A 21,548-nucleotide genomic window follows, 5' to 3' on the forward strand; every position below is an offset into this window, starting at 1 on the left:
GCATAATAAAAAAGTGAAAGAATTTGTATTTAAAGCAATTTGTTTAGGTTTCATATGCATAGTTTAATAAATTTTATGGTGTAATATATATTATAGGTAATAATGAAATTCAATAATAAATTTAAACTATTTTTGAAAGGAGATTATAATTTATGCGAAAGGAATTTAAAACAAAACGTTTACTTGCTTTTGCACTTGCAATTATGATGCTTGTTACATCAATTCCATTGCAAGTAATGGCAAAAGATTTTGACCACGAAAATATAGTTGAAGAAAAATCTAACTATATTAATAATGTTAATGACTCAATACCGATTAAACCGGTTGTTTTGCCCGAGGGTAAAGCTGCTGCGGACTATATAAATAATCCGAATATGCCGAAGCTTTACACTATGCGTGCAGGTTTTAAGGTGCCGAGAAATGATGAAGAAATTATCGGATACCAACCTTATATAGCTACTGTCGGTGATGATAAGTATGAATACACCGACCTGGATGGCAATGAGGGGCAAAAAGTTTTAACAGAAGCAGAAAAAGATAAGATAAAGAAAAAAATAAATTTGCCAGACATTGATGGCTATACTTCACCAACACCAAGCTTTACTGTAAATTATAAATACATTAAAGAAAATGCATTAAAGGGAAGCTTAGATGGAAATGAATATAAGGGTCAACATCCCTACCTTTATGAGGCAAAGCGAGGGAATATAAAGATCAAACACACTTTCCAAAAACTTGAAAATCGTAATGAATATGGATATAGAGATGGAGATACTGATTATATCTACACAGATCAAGAAGGTGTTACAGGAACATCTGTCACTATAAAGGCTTTGGAAGGTGAAAAAATCACCGGCTATGTACCTGAAGTCAATGTTCTTACAACCCAAGTCCCACAAAATTCAAATGATTTTGAAATAGAAATGCGTTACAACCGTGCTATTTATGATGTGAAATTTGATTCCAAGGGTGGAACTGAACTGCCAGGAATGACTCTCATCTATGGACAAACAATACCAAAATTAAACTTTGATATTGAAAAGCTGGGTTCAAATTTACAAGGTTGGAAGGCAAATAAGGATATAACTTATACTGATCCTGATGGCAATAGGAAGACCCTTACTAAAGATACTCTTATTAAAAAAGGAGACTTTGAAGTAGGAGGAAAATTCCAAGATGGTATAAAAAATGCCATGCCTGCAGAAACTCTTACCTTTACTGCAGAGTGGACTGACAAGCCTAAAGCAGACTATGTCATCCAATTTTGGACTGAAAAACCGGATTACAATGACCAAGACGACAAACTTACTTTGCGTGACCGCTACGATTTTATTGGTTCAAGAAGAGTAGATAATGTTGACACGGGTTCTACGCCAGACCTTACTGATTTGGATATCCATGGAATCACCTTCCCTGACCTAAATGACGGACGATTGGAAAAGGCTCAAAATAATAAAGAAGAATTTGAAAGATATTACTTCTTAAATGAAGACTTGACTAAGAAGCAAAATGCCTCGAAAGAAGACCCGAATGTTCAAAAATCCGTCTTGTCTACCGGGGAAACGGTCTACAATGTCTACTACGACCGCAGAGTCTATACCCTTTACTTTACAGCTGCTAATGAACTGGCATTTGATAATGCAGGTAGCTTTTGGCCTATTATAACAAGAGATGGACAAGTCATAGGGCAAGAAGGATCTCCTTATAAAGTAGATGTTCGCTTCAACCAAAGCTTGGATGGAATATGGCCAAAGGATGCAGAAGTTTCAAATCTTCCGCCTGGTAGTAGCGATCCAGATGGAGACATCGGACTAATAGGTTGGATAATTAACAATAACGCGGGTGAATCAGTTTTTCGTGACACTCCACCCTATCGTTTAAGTGCAGAAGATTTTATCGACAGTCAAGATGTAGTGGGTGAAGGAGAATTTGAGGGATTTGGTCACGCAGATCAAATACCTATAGGAGAAAATCAAACAAAAGCTAGGGACAAATATGAGATTTCCATTGGATCGACATCCTTGGACACCGCCGTTGTGCATCACATTGATATTATAAAGGACGATTTCGATGGCAAGGAACAAATCGATTATGACATGTCCTATTGGAAGAGCGATACTAATGCAGTCGAGTATCCCTTCATTTTGCCTAATCTTCAAGGCTTTACCCTTAAAGAAGAGAGAAGGGAAGCAGAATGGGTATTGGAGAACCCAACAGATAATAGTTATAGAACGATTAACGACTTAAATAATGCGAGAAATCAGAAAACACCTTTTAGAAGCGACGCTGACAAGATAAAATACATCCCTAAGTTTCCTTGGGGCACGAAACTCTTTAAGGGAAAAAATGCCTACAATTATGCAAACTACTCTCGTAACAAGTACAAGTTAAAACTAAACAATGATCCTAAGACAGTAAAAAATGACAGTGAATATGGTGAGGGCAATATTTTAGATGTGCCTTATGAAAAACCATTAAAGGATTTGAAATTAGATACAAATCATGTTCCAAAAAAACCTGATTGGGTACCTGAAAAGTGGACTTTTAAAGGTTGGGCTCTTGATCCTTCTGGTGACAACTTGGTAAAAGAGGGCAATGAAACAAAACTTCATTATGACCAAGTTCTCTTTGCTAAATGGGCAGAACCGGATACTATTTGGAAGGTAAAATTTGATCCAAATGGTGGAAGTTTAAGAGATTTAAGCACAAAAAATATATCTGATGAATCTAAAAAACTTGAAATAGATGGAGAAGTTCACACTTATCCAGAGAAAGTTGATGGAGAAAATACTTTTAATTTTGTCCACAAGATGATTTTAAAAGAGCCAAAAGATGCTACTAATAATATCATTGAACCTAAAAGAGATGGCTACAACTTTGCCGGTTGGGAATTTGTAAGATATACAAAAGATGAAAATGGCAAAGACACAGAAGTTGTAGACACAAGCTATAAAGACTTATATAAAGTGCCTGAAATGTATCACTTTGGTAACGAAGTTGTTGGTAATGTTCACCTTAGGGCAATTTGGAACAAACAAGACCTAATAACAGTTAAGGCCATCCACCACTTCTTGAGTGCAGATTATAAGGAAACATCTAATGAAGAACAAAATCTTTATAACAGAAGAGTTGGGTCCTATACAACAGGCCTGGGAAGTAGACAAGGGGACAAGTACCTCTTAGTTCCACAAGCTGAGTGGGATGCTCTTTACAATGCAAATACTGATTATAAAACTTATAAGGATGAAACTAATAGGGATAACTCTTACAACCAAATTTTAAGAGTTGAGCCAGAAAAAATCCCAGATCCTGCAACAGGAGATTTAGTAGATAATCCTAAAGCAAAGAACAACCGCTTTGAATTTTTCTACAGACCGTTTAAAGAAAGAGTCTATGATGTAAATTATCTTGACCAAAGAGGCAAAGCAGAAGTAGAAGAATTTATGAAAACAGCGAAAGCTGCTTATCAAAAAATTAAAAATGATGATTCTATGGCTCCAGAAACAAAGAGCAAGGCATATAAAGATCTTCTTGCAAAGAATAAAGAAGAATTTGCAAAGATAAAAGAAAAATATGCCATTGTTCCTAACGAAACAGTAGTAAACGGCAAGCGCCATTACGATGCTAGAAATTACAGAAGAATTCCAGGATGGGTTTTAAATGACAAACCTCAAAAACAATTATTCTTTGATATTTATGAAGAAACGGATACTTTCGCAGGAATCAACGAAACGGGACTTGATGAAATTTATTTCTTCTACAGAGATGTAAGAGTTGTTGAAGTTAAAGACAAGGATGATCCGCTTCCTAAAGGTTATGTAAGAGTAACATTTAAAGCAGATGAAGGCGGGTCTTTTACAGACAGTAAGGATAATACGGTTAAGGAATTTTACTATGATGTAATCGTTGGGCTAAAATCAGATAACCTTCCTGTTCCGCAAGAATTTGTCGGGGGAAAGAATGCAGACGGAACCGAAAAACAAAAAGAAGAAGGAAAGTACTACATCACTCCTGATGGAGGAAAGAAATTTACTCACTGGGATAATGAAAAACTTCTTAATAAAGATACAATTATTAACAAGAGTTATGACTTCACGGCCTACTTTGATTGGTCCGGAGTGAAGGTTAATGAAATAGTAAAAACGGAAGCCTATAAAGACGATGGCGGAAAATGGGTAAATGATTTCGCTCCAACAATTGACGAGTTAAAGAAACAAATTAAATGGGTGGATAAAGACGGCAAGGAAAACGCTTTGCCGCAGGATGCCACAGTAACAATCTTGGATGATGCCGGAAATGAAATTACTCAAGAAGGCATTTATGAAAAAGTTAAAGAATTAAACAGAAATGACTCAACAGAACTTGTGAGAACTGTAAAATTCCCTGCAAAAATAAAATTTGCAGATAATTCGGTGCAAGAAATCGAAATCCCTGTAAAAATTTACAAAAATGTCTACGAAGCTTTGACATCAGGGGAAATGCCGAAGATTCTAAAAGATGCAACTGCAGCTGATGGAGATTTGGCAGATGTAACAGGAAATTATGTAAAAGTTACAATAAATCCGACAAATAAGCCGGGCAATAAAGACTCAAAGATTTACTATGTAAATAAAAATGCATGGGTAAACATTCCTGAAATAGATATTTCAGAAGACGCAAAGGAATTGGGACTCACCAGGTGGGCTGCAGACAAAGAGGCGCAAAATGAAAATGGAGAATTTGATTTTAACAAACGTCATAAATTCACAGAGGATACAATTATTACTCCGGGATTTACAAATGAAGTAGTAGAACAAACTGATCCGGATAAGAAACCTGATGTACCGGACGGCTATGTAAAGATAATTGTTAAATCAACAGATAAGGCAACGACCGAATTTACAAAAATATTCTGGGTAAATCCGACAAAGGAAGTAACAATTCAAGTAGAAAATCCGGTTGGTAAGACTGTAGATAAAACAGCGACAGAAGAAGCTAAGTCATATACTTTCACCGGTTGGAAATCAAATGAAAGCCCTGCGAGAACTTGGGCAAGTGAAATAAAGGGACAATTTAACAAAGATACAACAATTACAGCACAGTATGATGATGTGAAGAACATCATTCCTTACGATCCCGATGAACCGACTACAAGACCTGAAGGATATGTAAGAGTTACTTTCACAGCAGATGAGGGTTTAAAATTAAAAGAACAAAAAGCCTACTATGTAATGAAGAACGCAGGTATAAGACTTGGAAATGCAGAACTTGTAAAACCGAAATGTAATGAAGAAACGGGATACGAGTTTCAAAAGTGGGATAAGGACAACGATACCGAAATAGTTGATAATGATATTGTTGTAACTGCAAAAGCTAAAGAATTACCTGATTCTGATACAGTAGACCACCCCGGCTATGTAAAAGTTACTTTCAAAGCAGGCGAGAATGGTGAAATAAGAGACAACGGCAACAAAATAGAAGAAAAAGTTTACTATGTAAATCCTAATAAGTTTGTAATGCTGAAGTCCCCTACACCGGTTGGTAATACAGGATATGAGTTTGCAGCATGGAGTAGCGATAAGCATACGGGCGAATTCAGTCTTGCAAACTATATAAATTACACTGAAAAAGAAACAACAATAACAGCAAACTTTAACTTAAAAGATGCAGTAGTACCAAAGACAAAAAACGATGATTCAGAAAAACCGGCAGGCTACAAGACGGTCACTTTTGTGATAAGTCCGGATACAGGAGGTAAAATTGATGATGGCGAAACTGTAACATATTATGTGGATCCAAATAGAGAGGTTTCGCTTATCGCCCCTAGAACCATAGCCGGAACAGGTTATATGTTTGACGGATGGAGACTGGCTCCGGCAGATACCGAAAGATTTAATCCTGCTGATAAAAAGAAATATGTTGATGATACTACTATTTACGGTAGCTTTACTAAACTTAAAGACATAATACCGGCCAAAAATGATGATGGAACACCTAACTTGCAACCGACAGACTATGTAGCAGTTCTATTTATCGAAGGGGAACATGCTAAAAAAATGGGAGGAAATGCACTATTCTATGTAAATCCAAAAGCAGATCCTAAGAAAACTGTTGGAGAATTAGCACATCCTACAATTACACCTGATACCGGATGGAAACACAAGGGTTGGGATAAAGCTGATACTACAGCTATCGAAGATTATATGTTCGTAATTGCACAGTATGAAGCAATTGACGATGTAATTGAAAGAATCGATGAAAACACAAAGAAACCGGATGGCTATGTAACTGTTACATTCAAGTCCGGAGACCATGGTAAGCTTGACGGTATAAATGAAAAAGTTTATTATGTAAATCCTTATAAGTATGTTAAATTAAATGCACCGGGTACAGTGCCTGCAACAGGATATGAGTTCGGATCATGGAAGAGCGACGGAAAAGTATTTAGTTTAGATAACTTTATCAAATACGAGCACGACACAACGATTATTGCAAACTTTAACTTGGAAGGTGACGTTATCCCTAAGACAGATGATAGTGTTAAAAAACCGGATGACTTTGTAACAGTTAACTTTGAAATTGATCCATCTACAGGTGGAAAGATTAGTGACGGTGAAATTATCACTTACTTTGTAAATCCGAATAAAGCAGTAACAATTCATCCACCAAAGACAGTAGCGGACACAGGCTATGAGTTTGATAAGTGGGATAAAGATACTACAGTTCCAACGAAATATACCGAAGATGTAACAACTGTTAAGGGTAGCTTCAAAAAGCTTGACGATATAATCCAGTCCAAAGAACCGGATGGAACAGTTAATGACAAGCCGAAAGGATATGTAACAGTTCGCTACCTTAAGGGAGAACATGGAGTTTTGGACGGTCAAACAACATTCTATGTTAATCCGGATGCAAAGATAACTTTAGATGACATTGAGCCGCATATAACAATAGTCCCGATGCCGACTTACTATTTTGACAAATGGGATAAGGAAGATTCAACTATCATTGATAAAGATATCGTTGTAACTGCACAGTACAAACAATTACCTGACATTATTAAAGCGGGACCGACACAAACAGCCCCGACAGGATATGTAGTAATTATCTTTGAAACAGATGGAAGAGGTACTATAAAAGGCAATCCGAAATACGAAGATAACCCGGTTGATGAACAGGAAATAGTTTACTTTGTAAATCCTAAAAAAGGCATTAAACTCGCTGAGTTGAAAGACGATGTTGAACCTTCAGACACGCAACTTGCAGTACCAACTCCTACCCCAAGTGAAAACAATAAATTTGAACAATGGCGTATGGCAATTGACACTAAAAAACCTATTACAAGAGGTAGAGTTCATATAGCGATGTTCAAGCCTAAACAAGTTACACTAACTTACGATAAAAACGGAGCTACAACAGGAACAGTACCTCCGGCATTGACAGTTGACTACAAAACAAGTGTAAGACTTGCGGGCAAGGGCGCTCTTGTTAAGAAAGATGCAAGTTTCAAAGGTTGGAAGATTGGAGACAATATTTATCAAGCAGGCGATGAAATAACATTAACAAAAGATACTACAGCAATTGCACAATGGACAGATGATAAGAATATTATCGAATACGATCCGGTTAATAATCCTACAACAAGACCGGAAGGATATGTAAGAGTAACATTCGCAGCAGAAAAGGGTTTAAATTTAACAGAACAAAAAGCATATTATGTTAAGAAAAATGCCGGCATAAAACTTGGAAATGCAGAACTTTTTAAACCGGGATTCACTGAAGATACCGGTTATGAGTTTGATAAGTGGAACAAGGAAGATAGCCTTGTAATCACAGAAGATATAACTGTCACTGCAAAAGCTACAAAGCTTGATACAGTTATTCCGGAAAAAGATGATGAGGGCAATACTAAGACTAAACCGGAAGGTTACAAGGAAGTAGTATTTAAGGTTAAGGATGAAGACCAATCTAAGGGTTCACTTGATGGTGTTACAAAATTCTATGTAAATCCAAATGAATATGTTACTATTAACCCACCGACAACAAATGCAAATACCGGTTATGAATTTGGAGCATGGGATAAGGACGCAACAATACCAACAGTTTATAAAGATGAAGTAACAACAATTACTGCAAGCTTTAATCAAATTAAGGATGTTATTCCAAAGACTAATCCAGATGGAACAGAAAACAAAAAACCAGATGGATACAAGACAGTTACTTTTGAAATTGATCCAGCGACAGGTGGACAAATTGTAGATAAAGAAGTTACAGTTTACTATGTAAATCCAGCTAAAGATGTAACAATTAATCCACCACAAACAATTGCAGATACCGGTTATAAATTTGACAAGTGGGATCAAGATACTACAACAGCTAAAAAATATGCTGAAGATACAACAGTAAAGGGAACTTTCTCAAAACTTGAAGACATTATTCCTACAACCGATGATAATCCTAAACCGGATGGCTATGTAACAGTGACATTTGACAAGGGTGAACATGGAAAAGACATAACAGGACAAACTGTTTACTATGTAAATCCAACTGCCGGTAAAACTATAGCGGATATTAAAAAACCAACAGTAAGTCCGGAAACAGGTTGGAAAGCTAATGGTTGGGATAAAGCAGACAATGAACCTATAACTAAAGACTTAACAGTAACTGCACAATATACTCCAATTGATGATGTAATCCCAAAGACAAAAGATGACGAATTAGATAAACCTGAAGGTTATATCACAGTAACTTTTGTTAGGGGCAAATATGGAAAAGAATTGACTGGACAAGCAGTTTATTATGTAAATCCTAACAAGGCAGTAGTTCTTGAAGAAAAAGCGCCTACAGCTGTTCCAAACAAGGGTTACACTTTTGCAAGATGGGACACTTCTATAGATAAGGATATCCAATACAAAGACGGCGATAAGATTACGGCTCTTTACAATGAACCTGGAGATATTTCTGAAACAGAAGTAGAAGGCTATGTAAAAGTTGAATTTAATAAAGGTCAACATGGATCTTTATCAGGAACGACTGATTATTGGATTAAACCGGGCGTTGAGGTTAATATCCCTGCACCGACAGTTAAGCCAAATGTCGGATATAAATTTGATAAATGGAACAAGGATTTAACAGTAACTCTAAATGCAAATGATCCGACTTATGTAATTACAGCTCAGTATGAAGATTTAGGAAATATAATTCCTCAAGAAAGACCGGACGGTTCTGACAAACCGGATGGCTATGTAACTGTAACATTTAATGCGATGAATGGAAGTCTTGAAGGAACAACAACTTACTATGTAAAACCTGATGTAGAAGTTGATTTAACTGATACTGCAAATGCAATTACTAAAAAAGCAGATGTAGGTTATACTGCAGAAGGCGGAACGTGGGACAAACCATTAACGGCCACCTTCACACAAGATGCAGAATATACATTTAATTTTGCAAAACTTGGAGATGTTATTCCAAAGACTACGGATGATGAATCAGAAAAACCCGAAGGTTATGTAACTGTTAAGTTTATTCCTACAGCAAATGCACAAGACCCAACAGAAAAAGTTTACTATGTAAATCCGAAGGAAAATGTAACATTACCGGTTGCTGACCCTGTTGGTAAGGAAGTAACAGATGCAAGTGGAAATAAATACACATTTAACTTTAAACTTTGGACAGTCACAAGAGGAACCGTGGCAACTTGGAATAAAGGCACACAAGTTTCAGGCGTATTTATTCAAGACACAGCAATAACTGCTAAGTATAATGTAGAGTATAAGCAATTGATTAATGGCCCTGTTCCAAAAGACGATGTTGTAACAGGAAAAGGTGATGTTCCGGCTCCTGAAGATTTAATTAAAAACATTCCGGGCAGTGTTGAAAAAGATTCACTACCGGAAGGAACAACATTCACTTATACGAATGACGGCACTCCTGATGTAAGTAAACCGGGTGAAACTACTGCAAAAGTTGAAGTAAAATATCCAGATGGTAAGACAACAGTAGTTGAAGTACCAATTACTGTGGTTGACAATGTAGTTCCACAAATTGGAAACGACAAGCCACTTGTACCTGACAATTATGTAAAGGTAACAGTTGATACAACAGTTGCAGCTACAGACAACACTTACTTTGTGAAGACTTTCTGGGTAAAACCAAGTACAGTAGTTTGGATACCGGTTAATATTCCAACTGGAAAAGTAGAAGCTATTGATGGAGTAATGAAAACAAATAATTTCATCAATTGGGTTTCAGATGATAATGGAAAAACTTATACAACAAATATTACTGATGAATTCACAAGAGAAGAAACAAATATTGTGGCAAAATATGAGTTTAATAAAAACATTGAACCGCAACCTAACAACGATCAATGGATTCCAAAGGGGTCAGATCCAAAAGCAAAGGACTTCATCAAGAATCCTTATGACGACAATGACCCTAAAAACATGGACAATCTTCCGCCGGGAACAAGTTTTGAATTTGTACCGGGAGCAGAACCTGATACAAATAAACCGGGAGTAAATAAAACAACAGAGATTAAAGTAACTTATCCGAATGGAGAAGTAAAAATTGTAGAAGTAAATTACAATGTAACGGAAGATGTTGTTGAACAAATTGGCGACGAAAAGCCGGTTGTACCGGATAAATTTGTAGAAGTTGTTGTTGATACGACAGATTTAGCAACAAGAGAGACTTATTCGTTCAAGACTTATTGGGTAAATCCGGACAGAATGGTCAAAATTCCAACCGAAAAACCGAAAGGTATAAAGGATGACAAAGACAACAGAGTATGGCTGTTTGATTATTGGCAAGCAGATTCTAAAACCGGGGAAGGAACAAGATATAGAGATGTTATCGAAGATCGTTTCACCGAAGACACATATATCAAAGCTTTCTACTACAAAGCCGACATTCCTGAGCCGGGCTCGGATTATGTTGTTACAGACGTAAATGTATTTCCGGATGTGGATGAATATAGAAGTAGAATCACGCCACCTGATGGAAAAGACATTGACTATGTAACAATTCTAAAACAACCGGATGTTTCGAAGGCGGGGAATAGAACACAAGCTGAAATTGAAGTTGTTTATACAGACGGAACACGTTCGACTGTATGGGTTCCGGTTTATGTTCAAAGACCGGGAGAAACAAATACTCGAATCGTTTACAGAGACAGAATCGTTGAAAAAGAAAAGATTGTTGAAAAGATTGTCAAGATTAAGGACAACCAAAGACTCAAGGAAGTCAGATTCATGCAAGGTTTCGAAGGAAAGTTCAGACCGCACGACGGACTTACAAGAGCTGAGGCGGCACAAATTTTGGCAAATGCTTTAAAACAAGACGGTTACAACTACAATCCGGTATATCCGATAAACTACAAAGACGTAAAGCAAAAATGGTACACCGAAGCAATTGTGATTACCACACAGGCAAATGTCTTTAAGGGTTATGACGACGGATATTTCAGACCGGAAGAAAAAATTTCGAGAGCTGAATGGATTGCAACTCTTAAGAGATTCCAACAACTACAAGATGCAGACGGCAATAGAATGGGTCTCAAAGAAAATCACTGGGCTACAAGAGAAGTTGAAGCGGCTTATGAAGAAGGCTGGCTCCAAATTTATACAAACGGAAATGCGAAGTTCGATGCAAATGAACCGATTACGAGAGAGGAAGTTGCAGCAGTTTCGAACAGAGCGTTCGGACGTTTGGTCGACAAAACTTATATCCTGAGAAATGACAAGAGCGTCATAAACTACAAAGATATAAATCCGTCGATGTGGTCATATGCTGATATTCTCTGCGCAAGCAACTCATTCATTCGCGACGAAAACTACTATATGTCACACGGAATTGAGTATATCAATTCAATTGTAAATAGTATCGATGGAAATATTATATTTAATGTTGAACTGAAAAATTTTGAAATCATTCAGGATAAATTCCAAAGATATTTGAGATAATTTATAAGCGGCGATAAAAATGCGCCGCTTTTTTAATGGGATGATTTTTGTTGTAATAGATGGAGGACACGGAATTATTGTTTTTGAAAAATGCGCACAATAAAAATAAATCGAAATCATATGTTATAAAAAAATATAGATGGGTATATAAATATATGAGGGCTAAATGAGGACTTAAGGAGGTTTGTCATGGAAAAGAACGCCGGTACTGAAAAAACGAATTTTAAACAGTGGATAGTTGTTGGAGTGCTTGTTTTGGCAATTGCACTCATAATATATTTTATGGTTGCGACGAAGAAAAAAACTGAGACTTACAACCAAAATCTGAGTGCAAACATAACCGGTCTTTTGAATGCAAACAAAACTTATTACATCAAAGATTACGACAAAGAGGACGATTCATCCTATGGCGTTTCGAAATTTAAGTCGGTTGTTTTGCTCGGATATGACAATGCAAAACCTGGAGTCGTTCAAAAAGTCGCTGAATTCGGAGAGACAAAGGACGAGGATTATCTTTTCATTGCCGAAAGAAAAGGCAAGAAAGAAATAAATGTTCTATTAAAGAAACCGGTGGTTTTGAGCCACGAAGTGACGACAGATTTAAGCACTTCATCGGTCACAGAGACAAATGATCTCGTGTCGAATTTGAAGAGAAGAATCGAAAAGGAACTCATAAGCTCAAAGGACCAAGAAAGCATCTTTGAGGATACAAAGTCTATTTTAAAGACATATCTCGGAGCTCTTGGATACGAAAACGTGAAAATCACGGAAAAATAGCAGTTAGCCGTGCATACGCACAGAGAACATATATATTAGAAAAGGAGAGATTAACATGATTTCAGAAAGATTAGCAAAGGCAATTAACGAACAATTGAATTTTGAATTGGCAAGCGGATTTGTTTACAAGGGAATGGAAGCATATTTCGGCAAAGAAGGATATGACGGATTTAAACACTTCATGAAACTTCAAGCTGAAGAAGAATATGAACACCATCAAAAATTTGCTGAATTTTTATACGAAGTGGATTGCACAGTTGAATACAAAGCAATTCCTGACGTAAAAAATGATTACGAAAGTCCAAAGGCAGCAATCGAAGCTGCATTGGAACACGAAAAGGAAGTAACAAAGAGAATTCACAACTTGTACGAAATTGCACTTGAAGAAAAAGACTACGAAGCAATCACAACCCTCGACTGGTTCTTGAATGAACAAGTTGAAGAAGAAGACAACTTCAGACATATTCTTGACCAATATGACTTGCTCGACGACGCAAAGACAACGACTTATTGGATTGATAAGGAATTGGGAAAAAGACAATAGAATAGGGAAATTAAACGGCAGAACATTTGTTCTGCCGTTATTTATTTGCGCGCTAATTTGCGAATTATTTTGTAGAAAATTGTAGACGCTGCCGTAGCGGGATGGTTCTGCGAATCCTCCCGCAAAAAATGCCTCACTCCTAAAATATTTCATCTAAGCGTTTCTCATCGAAAATTCCTCGCAAATTACTTTTTTGCGGTCTATTTTGCGACCTGCTTGCAAACATCAATTATTTGCTTGCTCGGAGTGCACTTAGCACACCTGCGCAATCAAAAATTGAGTTTACGGCGCATCTCATCAAAATATCCACGCAAATAACGGCGAAGATTAATTGTAGAAAATTAAAAACGCTGCCCGTAGCGGCGACCAGTTTTTTTGCGGGTGAGGTAGAAATCTTCGATTTCGTAACCGAACGCGCAAAAAGGTGTATCGCCGCCAAGAGGGAAAATAGACAGAAATATTCTGGGAAACCTACAATGATGGATGAATTTAAAAATTGTTTTAGGTTTTGGTTTGATATTTTATTGGCATAGCGTTGTTGGTGGGGTTGTAAATTGTACGGGCGTGATATATGGCGTGAGGACATCATTGTTCCATACGTCACAACGTATGCCGTCACGCTACGTTGCGTACATATGCATATACAATTATAAAAATATAATAATTTTATGGATGTGAAGTTGAAAATTTATATATAAATGCGTACACGCTGTCCGTAGCGGCGACCAGTTTTTTTGCGGGTGAGGTAGAAATCTATGATTTCGTAACCGAACGCGCAAAAAGGTGTATCGCCGCCAATAAAGAAAATGGACAGAAAATATTCTGTGAAACCTACAATGGTGGATGAATTTAAAAAACGTTTTAGGTTTTTGGGTTCGAAGTTTTATTGGCACAGCGTTGTTGGTGGGTTTGTAAATTGCACGGGCGTGATATATGGCGTGAGGACATCGTTGTTCCTTACGTCACAACGTATGCCGTCACGCTACGTTGCGTACAGATGCATATACAATTATAAAAATATAATTAAATAAACTCTGCCAGTAGCGGCGACCGGTTTTTTATCCATCGAGCAGAAATTTTAATTTCGTCGCGAGATGAGATAAAAAGGTGTATCACCGCAAAAGGGGGAATGTTTTGGAGTTTTGGGGAGATTTTATAAGCATCCCAACCCCCACACATGCAAAACGCCCCAACCCAAACACCACACTCCCGCACAACCGCAACAAAAAAAGCACCCTTTCGAGTGCTTTATTTTTTTACCAACCTGTATAAGGTTTTACATATGTTCCGTTCGAGTATTTCGATGAGGACCAACCGTTTGATGTTTGGAATGCTCTCCAAATTCTCGTTCTGCTCTTCGGAACTTGTGAATAGCTGATTGTGTTTGTTGCAGCGACGATGTCGTAGTAATATGGGCTTGACATTGTAACGTCTGAGAATTTATTCATTTGTGCGCCATATTTATTGATGAATTCTTTGTCGACACCGAAGTTCAATGAGCGGTTCAAAATTTGAACTGCTTGTCCTCTCGTTATCGGAGCTGACGGATTAAATTTGTCCATTCCGATCCATCCTTTTACATATGCTGTTTGGATGTAGTGAACGCTCCAATAGTGTTTTTCGATTCCTAAAACATTGCCGTTTTGCGGAGTGTGTCCGCCGAGTCTTGCTGCGATGACGATGAGTTCTTCAATCGAAACAGGTTTTTGCGGATAGAAGTTTCCGTCCGGATTACCCTTCATGATGTTGTGCGATGAAACGAGGTTGACAGCCTTGTTGTACCATCTTCCCGATTCAACGTCGTTGAAATTCTTCGGAGCAAATGCAACTGTGTCGCCCGATTGTTCGAGAAGATTTTCAATGATTTGTGCCATTTCAGCTCTTGTAAGAGTTCCGCTCGGATTAAATTCAGTTCCGTTAACGCCCGTCATATAACCGCGTCTGATATAGAGTTTCATTCCGTCGGTCTTTGCTTTTTTGATTGCCTTTTCGAGCTCTTCGATTGCGCCCTTGACGGATGCTCTGCCTTTTGCAGCTTTTCTTCCGTAGTTTGCAGCGTCTGTGAGTTCGCTTCTGTATGGAGCCCATTGTGCATCGCTTCTTGATGCTGCAAGTTCTTCAGCTTCGCCGATCAACTTCTTGAGTTCTCTGATTTTTGATGAATTTTGGTCGTAATAATATCCGTCATAATAATATGGGTCATAATACCATGGATAGTAATCGTAGTATCCGTCATAATCTGATGAACTCGGATATGAAACTTTCATAAGAGGAGCGTCTGCACTTATTGCAACGGCATTTATTGCATCGACTGTTCTTTCAACAGCGTCTCTGATGTTTGAGCCGTAGTAGTAGCCGTAACGTCCTTGGTAACCGTAGTACGGGTCCCAATCTTCGTCATAGTCGTACCAATATCCTCTGCCGTAAGCATAGCTCGGATAATAACCGAATTCTCTTCTGAATTCACTGTATGTGTAAGGTACGCCGTCTCTGTAGTAGTAGCCGTCTTCGTAGTAGTCATACCAACCGTCGCGGTAATAACCTCTTCTATACTTGCCGTTCCAATATCCTCTGCCGTAATAGTCGGACATATCATATTTCGGATAATATCCGAAGTGTGCTCTGAATTCGCTATATGTGTAAGGAACGCCGTTTCTGTAATAGTAACCGTTTTCGTAATAGTCATACCATTCGTCGCCGTAGTAACCGTTCCAGAATTTGCCGTTCCAATACTTGTTGTAGTAACCGTTTTCGAAATCATTTGCAATGCTCTTTAAACTTGAAAGTCTATTTTCGAGATTTGCTCTTGAGCTTGGGCTTGCAAAGCCGTAGCGCGGATGAGTCATCATTGCATTTGCATTGGCAATTGTATTTCTGATTGCGCGTGGAACTCTTGTTGAATAGTTGTCGCTTGGAACAGACGGAGTTGTTTTTTTATCATCTGCATCTTTTGCATTCTTAACAACTTTCTCAACATCTGCAACTGTTGTAGCATCTTTAACTTTTTTTATGAAAGAAGCTTTTTCTTCATCAGTCAATTTAGTTAAAGCTTTGATTTCCTTTTCAGCATTTGTTTTTGCTTCAGCAAGTTTATCTACAACCGGTGGATCTTGTTTTTCAGTATCTGCTTTTTTAGCTTCTCCAACAATTTTTTTAACATCTTCAACTTTTGTAGCATCTTTAACTTGTTTGAGGAAAGGAGCTTTTTCTTCATCAGTCAATTTAGTTAAAGCTTTGATTTCCTTTTCAGCTTTTGCTTTTTCTTTTGCAAGTTCATCTACAACCGGTGGTTCTTGTTTATCATTGTCTGCTTTTTTAGCAGCATCTACAGCTTTTTCAACATCTGCAACTGTTGTAGCATCTTCAACTTGTTTAAGGAAAGGAGCTTTTTCTTTGTCTGTCAATTTAGTCAAAGCATTAATTTCCTCTTTAGCTTTTGCCTTTTCTTCAGCAAGTTTTGCTTTATCTTTAGCTGCTTTGTTTTCAGTATTTTTAGTTTCAGCTTTTTCCAAAATTGCATTAATTTCTGCATCTGAATTTGCATTATCAATTTCGGTTTTGTAAGAATCTCTTTCGGTTCCACTCAAGTATTCCAAACTATCGATTTGAATTTTTGCAGTTTCTTTAGCTTTATTAAGAGCATCTTCCGGGTTCGGTTCTACTATAGGAGTAGCATTTTCTCTAAAAGTATTTATAGCTTCTGTAAGTTTAGTAGTTGCTTCTTGCATTTTTCCAACATTTTCTTCTGTAACTTCGGTTAATGCATAAACTGTTTCCGCTTCTTCAATAGCTTTTGTGAAGTTGTTTTTTACATCTCCATCGGCATACTTCGAAAGATCGATTTCTTGAGCTTCATCAATCTTTGCTTTTAAAGCCATTTTGTTAGCTTCAAACTTTTCTTCAATCGTAGTTGGATCTACACTAGGTCCTCTCATCTCTTCTTGTTTCGTCACTTCTTCTTCCTCTGCAAATACTCTTCCAACCGGCAACAATGTCAACACCATCATGACCGCAACGAGTATACTGATAAATCTTTTCATACAATCCTCCTTGAATAAAATTTTTGGGCTTGCCCAAATAAGTACACTGTGACTTATAGAATCAAATAATGTATATATTAAATTTTTCTGACAAGTCATTATTTGATGATTCTATTATATATCATAGTTACCCGCAATTCAATAGTAATATTCAATAAATCCTATTAATTCATCACATATTAGCAAATTATTTTAAATTGCAATTCAAAATACAAAAAACTCATATGCATTTGAATTTTTATTTAACAAATCATTCGAGATGTGCTATAATAGTTGATGTAATTATTTATGGAGGTATTATATGACTGGCGCAAAAAAATTTACTACTAAAAAAATTGCTATTATTGCACTTATGATCGGACTTGTTTATGTCGGTTCGCTCATTTCATTCTACATTCCGGTCGGCATCGGAACTCCAACAAGACTTCACCTCGGCAATGGTTTTTGTCTTTTGGCAGGAATGATTTTGGGACCTATTTGGGGAGGCTTTGCTGCGGGAGTCGGCTCGGTTTTCTTGGACCTCACAAACCCTGCATACATCGCGGGCGCTCCTATAACATTTATTTTTAAATTTTTAATGGGTGCGGTTTGCGGTGCAATCGTAATGGGCAAAGACGGTCAAGGTCTAAACAAAAGAAAAAATCTCATCGGCGGAATTTTAGGACAACTCACATACATCGTCCTTTATATCGGAAAGACATTTTTATCCTTGAATCTTCTTTTCGGCGTTCCAAAGGAAGGCGCATGGGGAGTTCTTGCAACAAAATTCGTCTCAAGCGTTATAAATGCCGTTTTTGCAGTAATAATTTCAATGGTTCTTATGTATGTAATAAATAAGAGACCTGAAATCAGAAGACAAGTTGACGAAATAAACTAATGGATAGAGCACGCATCTTGCGTGTTTTATTTCATTTTTATTACATATCGAATAAATATGTATTGAAAAAAATTAGACGGGGTAACAATGTAATAGAGAGACGTAAATTCACGAAAAATTAAGGAGGTTTTTTTATGAAAAAATACATTGCTATAATATTGGCGGCTCTAATGCTCATAAGCATAACGCCGTTTAAAACTTTCGCCTATTACGGTGACGACTACTACGACTACTACTACAACAACTACGGTGACTTGATCGTAAGCGTTATGGGCGACGATCGCTATCCGATTGACGGAGCGATTGTAAAAATCTACGACTCATTTGGAAGAGAAGTCACGCCGATCGGCTACAGCAACACATACACATTGCCGTACGGCTACTACACGGTCGTTGCGACATATATGGGCGTCGAATCGAGAGAAACGGCTGTGGTAGATAGTTCTACAAACTACGTCAGCCTCACGCTTTCGACTTCAAACAACTACAAATACACATTTGTCGTAAACACCGTTGACAGAAACGGCTTCGACATAAGAGATTTGGACGTTCGAGTTTACGATGAATATGACCGCGAAATCACGAGCTCCGGCGGAGTTTACACAATCGGTTATGCCGGAAAATACAGAGTTGACGTTTACAGCGGCTACAAACTTGTAAAGAGCGCATACTTCGACTACACCGACATAAAAAGCGGTGCGCTCACGGTGAACATTGACGGCGGATTTGAAGCTGCGGATGCACCTCGCGCTTTGACGGACACGCTTAAAATCGCAAAAGACATCAGAAGATGTGGCGACTATGGCTCCGTTTCAAAAGACTTGAGAAACAGATTCGAAACAAGTCTCGACACAGTTTCAAACATTGTTGACGACTTCAAATATGGAAAATTCTCATACTCATACAACGGAAGATACTATGACAAATACGGAAAATACTACAACGGCTACTACAGAAACTACGACTCATACAGAAACGGCTACTACTATGTAAATGGAATTCCGTACTCATACTACGAATTCTACAAAAAATTCGGCTACTACCCGGATGAATATGACAAAGGTCGCGGCTACAACTACACCGCCGACTGGTACCTCGACAAATACAACGGTCTCTCGATGAGATATTATGTCGAAACCCTTGTCGACGCTGCAAATGCAGTGCTTGACGATATGCCGATTTCAAGCCTTTGCACACGCGACATCGGACATTTGAAATACCCGAGCATCTACGACTACAACGGCTTCGACACAATTGGCTCATACGACAACAAAAATGTAAAAGAAGCAAATGAACTTATCGCAGAAGCGAAAAAATTAAAAGACAAAAGAAACGATTCATATTGGAAAAAATATAAAGACAATCTTGAAAAAGCGATTGACGAAACAAACAAAGCTCTAAAAGGAAACGGCGGACTTAAAACTGCTGTAGAAAACCTTAGAAAAGCGATCGCCGAAGCAAAGAAAAACGACGGAAAGCTCTACACAAGACGCGCATACATGAAAGGTCTCACCTCGACGACATTCAGCCCGTCCGGCACATTAACCAGAGCCGAAATGGCGCAAATCATTGCAAATCTTTTGGAACAATCCGGCAAAAACTACTCATACGGCACAGCAAACTTCAGCGACGTTTCGCAAAGCGCATGGTACTACAACGCCGTGAGAGCCGCTTCGAACTACGGCATCATGGTCGGAAGACCGGGCGGAAAATTCGACCCGCAAGGACTTGTCTCAAAAGAAGAACTCATAGTCATCGCCGCAAGACTTGGCGGACACGAAGCTATGAACGGAAACACATTCCAAATCAAAGAACACTACTGGAGCGTTCCATACATCGAACGCGCTTTGACAAACGGATGGATTTCATACGGAGAGTTTAACCCGTCCGAAAAAATAAGCCGCGGCGAAACTGCAAAAATCATAAATAAAGCAATCGGCTACGGCGCCGACAAAGAATACATCAACAAAAATACGAACACAATGACGACATTTAACGACGTCGACAGAACAAATCCGTACTACTACGAAATTCTTGTCGCAACAAACACAATAAGCTACCAAAGAACCGAAACCCTTCGAATCTGGAGAGCGCACGTCACAAAAAACGGCACATGGAGCGATTCGAACTTCGGAAATGGCGACGTAATCTCGCCGATAAAATAAAATAAAAGCCGGCAAAACCGGCTTTTGTTGTAAAAGAAAGGAAAAAACATGAAGAAAAAAATACTACCCGTGCTTCTAGCACTCGGAATAATGGGAACCTCGGTGCCGCAAAAAACGACTGCGGCGGAGGACCTCTTGAAAAACCAAATAAACATCTCGATTGAAGACATGGTTATCGAATTCCCGACAGTACTATATAAGGAAGAAAACTATTTAAAACTGAGAGACTTTGCATACGTCATAAAAGACTACAAAGAAATCGAAGTCGAATACAAAAAAGATGAAAACGGAAAAAACAAAATCTACATCAAAGACGGAAAATACACGCCGAAGGGCGACGAACTGAAAAGTGAAATCGACTTCAAAGGCGCCGTAATCGGAACGGAAACTCTCTCAATCGGAAACGAAGACATCCAAATGAGTAAAGTTAACGTCAAAGGCTACAACTACTTCAGACTGAGGGACCTTGCAAAAGCTCTCGGACTCGACGTCAGCTGGAACAAAGAATCAAGGAGCGTGAGAATTAAAAAAATGGGCGAAATGAAAGACGGCACAATTCAATTTAGAGAAACTGCAACCGAAAAAACGGAACATTCTCCGATACTTCTCGTGAAAGACGCGGGAGAAGGAAACATCTCAATCACCTACTCCGTGAAAGTGAACACGGGCGGCTACTCACTGAAAACAAAATCCGTTCGAAGAGTGGGAAACAAAATCATCGTCACCCCGGACCTCATCGGACCGCCGGCTGACTCGATGGTAACCCAAGTCATCAGCTACCCTACAACAACAATCGTCATCCCGAAAGCGGAATTGCCGGAAGGATATGTGATTGAAATTGAAGGAGTGGGAGATGAAAACGGGATGTTGACGGATAGATAAATTTGCGTTCTATTTTGCGATATATTTTGTAGAAAATTGCAACCGCATCCGTAGCGCGACGGTTCTGTGAATCCTCGCGCCTAAACACCTGCGCAATTAAAAATTGAGTTTACTGCGCATCTCATCAAAATATCCTCGCAAATTATGGTGTGAATATGCATATGAAAGAATCGGTATTATGTACTGCCCCCTTAAATCCGGACACGGAAATAAGGGGGCATTTTAATGAATAAAATAACATATGAAGAAAAATTAAAAATAATTAAAGAAAACGAAGATGGCTATGGAAAAGACTATCTTTCCAAAAAATATAATATA

General features: G+C 38.1%; 7 protein-coding genes. 6 read left to right on the plus strand and 1 reads right to left on the minus strand.

All coding sequences use genetic code 11. The features are described from left to right. The first annotated feature begins 152 nt into the window (after nucleotides 1-152). The 3 genes from SPI61_RS03105 to SPI61_RS03115 all read left to right on the plus strand — a co-directional run bounded on the left by SPI61_RS03105 (nucleotide 153) and on the right by SPI61_RS03115 (nucleotide 13,266). Complete coding sequence (locus SPI61_RS03105; RefSeq protein WP_321136663.1) at nucleotides 153-11,945, plus strand: InlB B-repeat-containing protein; 11,793 nt, start codon at nucleotides 153-155, stop codon at nucleotides 11,943-11,945. A gap of 189 nt (nucleotides 11,946-12,134) precedes the next feature. Further along, nucleotides 12,135-12,722: a hypothetical protein gene (locus SPI61_RS03110; protein ID WP_321136664.1), complete on the plus strand. Its 588-nt coding sequence runs from the start codon at nucleotides 12,135-12,137 to the stop codon at nucleotides 12,720-12,722. 55 nt (nucleotides 12,723-12,777) lie between these two features. Then, nucleotides 12,778-13,266: a ferritin gene (locus SPI61_RS03115; protein ID WP_321136665.1), complete on the plus strand. Its 489-nt coding sequence runs from the start codon at nucleotides 12,778-12,780 to the stop codon at nucleotides 13,264-13,266. A gap of 1,256 nt (nucleotides 13,267-14,522) precedes the next feature. On the opposite strand, the gene SPI61_RS03120 is transcribed toward SPI61_RS03115, so the two are convergent. Further along, nucleotides 14,523-17,306: an S-layer homology domain-containing protein gene (locus SPI61_RS03120; protein ID WP_321136666.1), complete on the minus strand. Its 2,784-nt coding sequence runs from the start codon at nucleotides 17,304-17,306 to the stop codon at nucleotides 14,523-14,525. Nucleotides 17,307-17,607: 301 nt separating this feature from the next. Here SPI61_RS03120 and SPI61_RS03125 point away from each other — a divergent pair, with 301 nt between their 5' ends. The 3 genes from SPI61_RS03125 (at nucleotide 17,608) to SPI61_RS03135 (ending at nucleotide 21,230) form a co-directional block, all read left to right on the plus strand. After that, the gene (locus SPI61_RS03125; protein ID WP_321136667.1) at nucleotides 17,608-18,183 is read left to right on the plus strand and encodes an ECF transporter S component; all 576 of its coding nucleotides are present in this window, start codon (nucleotides 17,608-17,610) and stop codon (nucleotides 18,181-18,183) included. Nucleotides 18,184-18,317: 134 nt separating this feature from the next. Continuing rightward, complete coding sequence (locus tag SPI61_RS03130) at nucleotides 18,318-20,348, plus strand: S-layer homology domain-containing protein (RefSeq protein ID WP_321136668.1); 2,031 nt, start codon at nucleotides 18,318-18,320, stop codon at nucleotides 20,346-20,348. 48 nt (nucleotides 20,349-20,396) lie between these two features. Next, the gene (locus SPI61_RS03135) at nucleotides 20,397-21,230 is read left to right on the plus strand and encodes a protease complex subunit PrcB family protein (protein WP_321136669.1); all 834 of its coding nucleotides are present in this window, start codon (nucleotides 20,397-20,399) and stop codon (nucleotides 21,228-21,230) included. The last annotated feature ends 318 nt before the right edge of the window (nucleotides 21,231-21,548 follow it).

Source organism: Ezakiella sp., from assembly GCF_034180565.1.
Lineage (GTDB): Bacteria > Bacillota > Clostridia > Tissierellales > Peptoniphilaceae > Ezakiella.

Coding starts and splice junctions, on each gene's coding strand:
- SPI61_RS03115 (WP_321136665.1), top strand. CDS start 12,778: ATGATTTCAGAAAGATTAGCAAAGGCAATTAACGAACAATTGAATTTT.
- SPI61_RS03110 (WP_321136664.1), top strand. CDS start 12,135: ATGGAAAAGAACGCCGGTACTGAAAAAACGAATTTTAAACAGTGGATA.
- SPI61_RS03135 (WP_321136669.1), top strand. CDS start 20,397: ATGAAGAAAAAAATACTACCCGTGCTTCTAGCACTCGGAATAATGGGA.
- SPI61_RS03105 (WP_321136663.1), top strand. CDS start 153: ATGCGAAAGGAATTTAAAACAAAACGTTTACTTGCTTTTGCACTTGCA.
- SPI61_RS03130 (WP_321136668.1), top strand. CDS start 18,318: ATGAAAAAATACATTGCTATAATATTGGCGGCTCTAATGCTCATAAGC.
- SPI61_RS03120 (WP_321136666.1), bottom strand. CDS start 17,306: ATGAAAAGATTTATCAGTATACTCGTTGCGGTCATGATGGTGTTGACA.
- SPI61_RS03125 (WP_321136667.1), top strand. CDS start 17,608: ATGACTGGCGCAAAAAAATTTACTACTAAAAAAATTGCTATTATTGCA.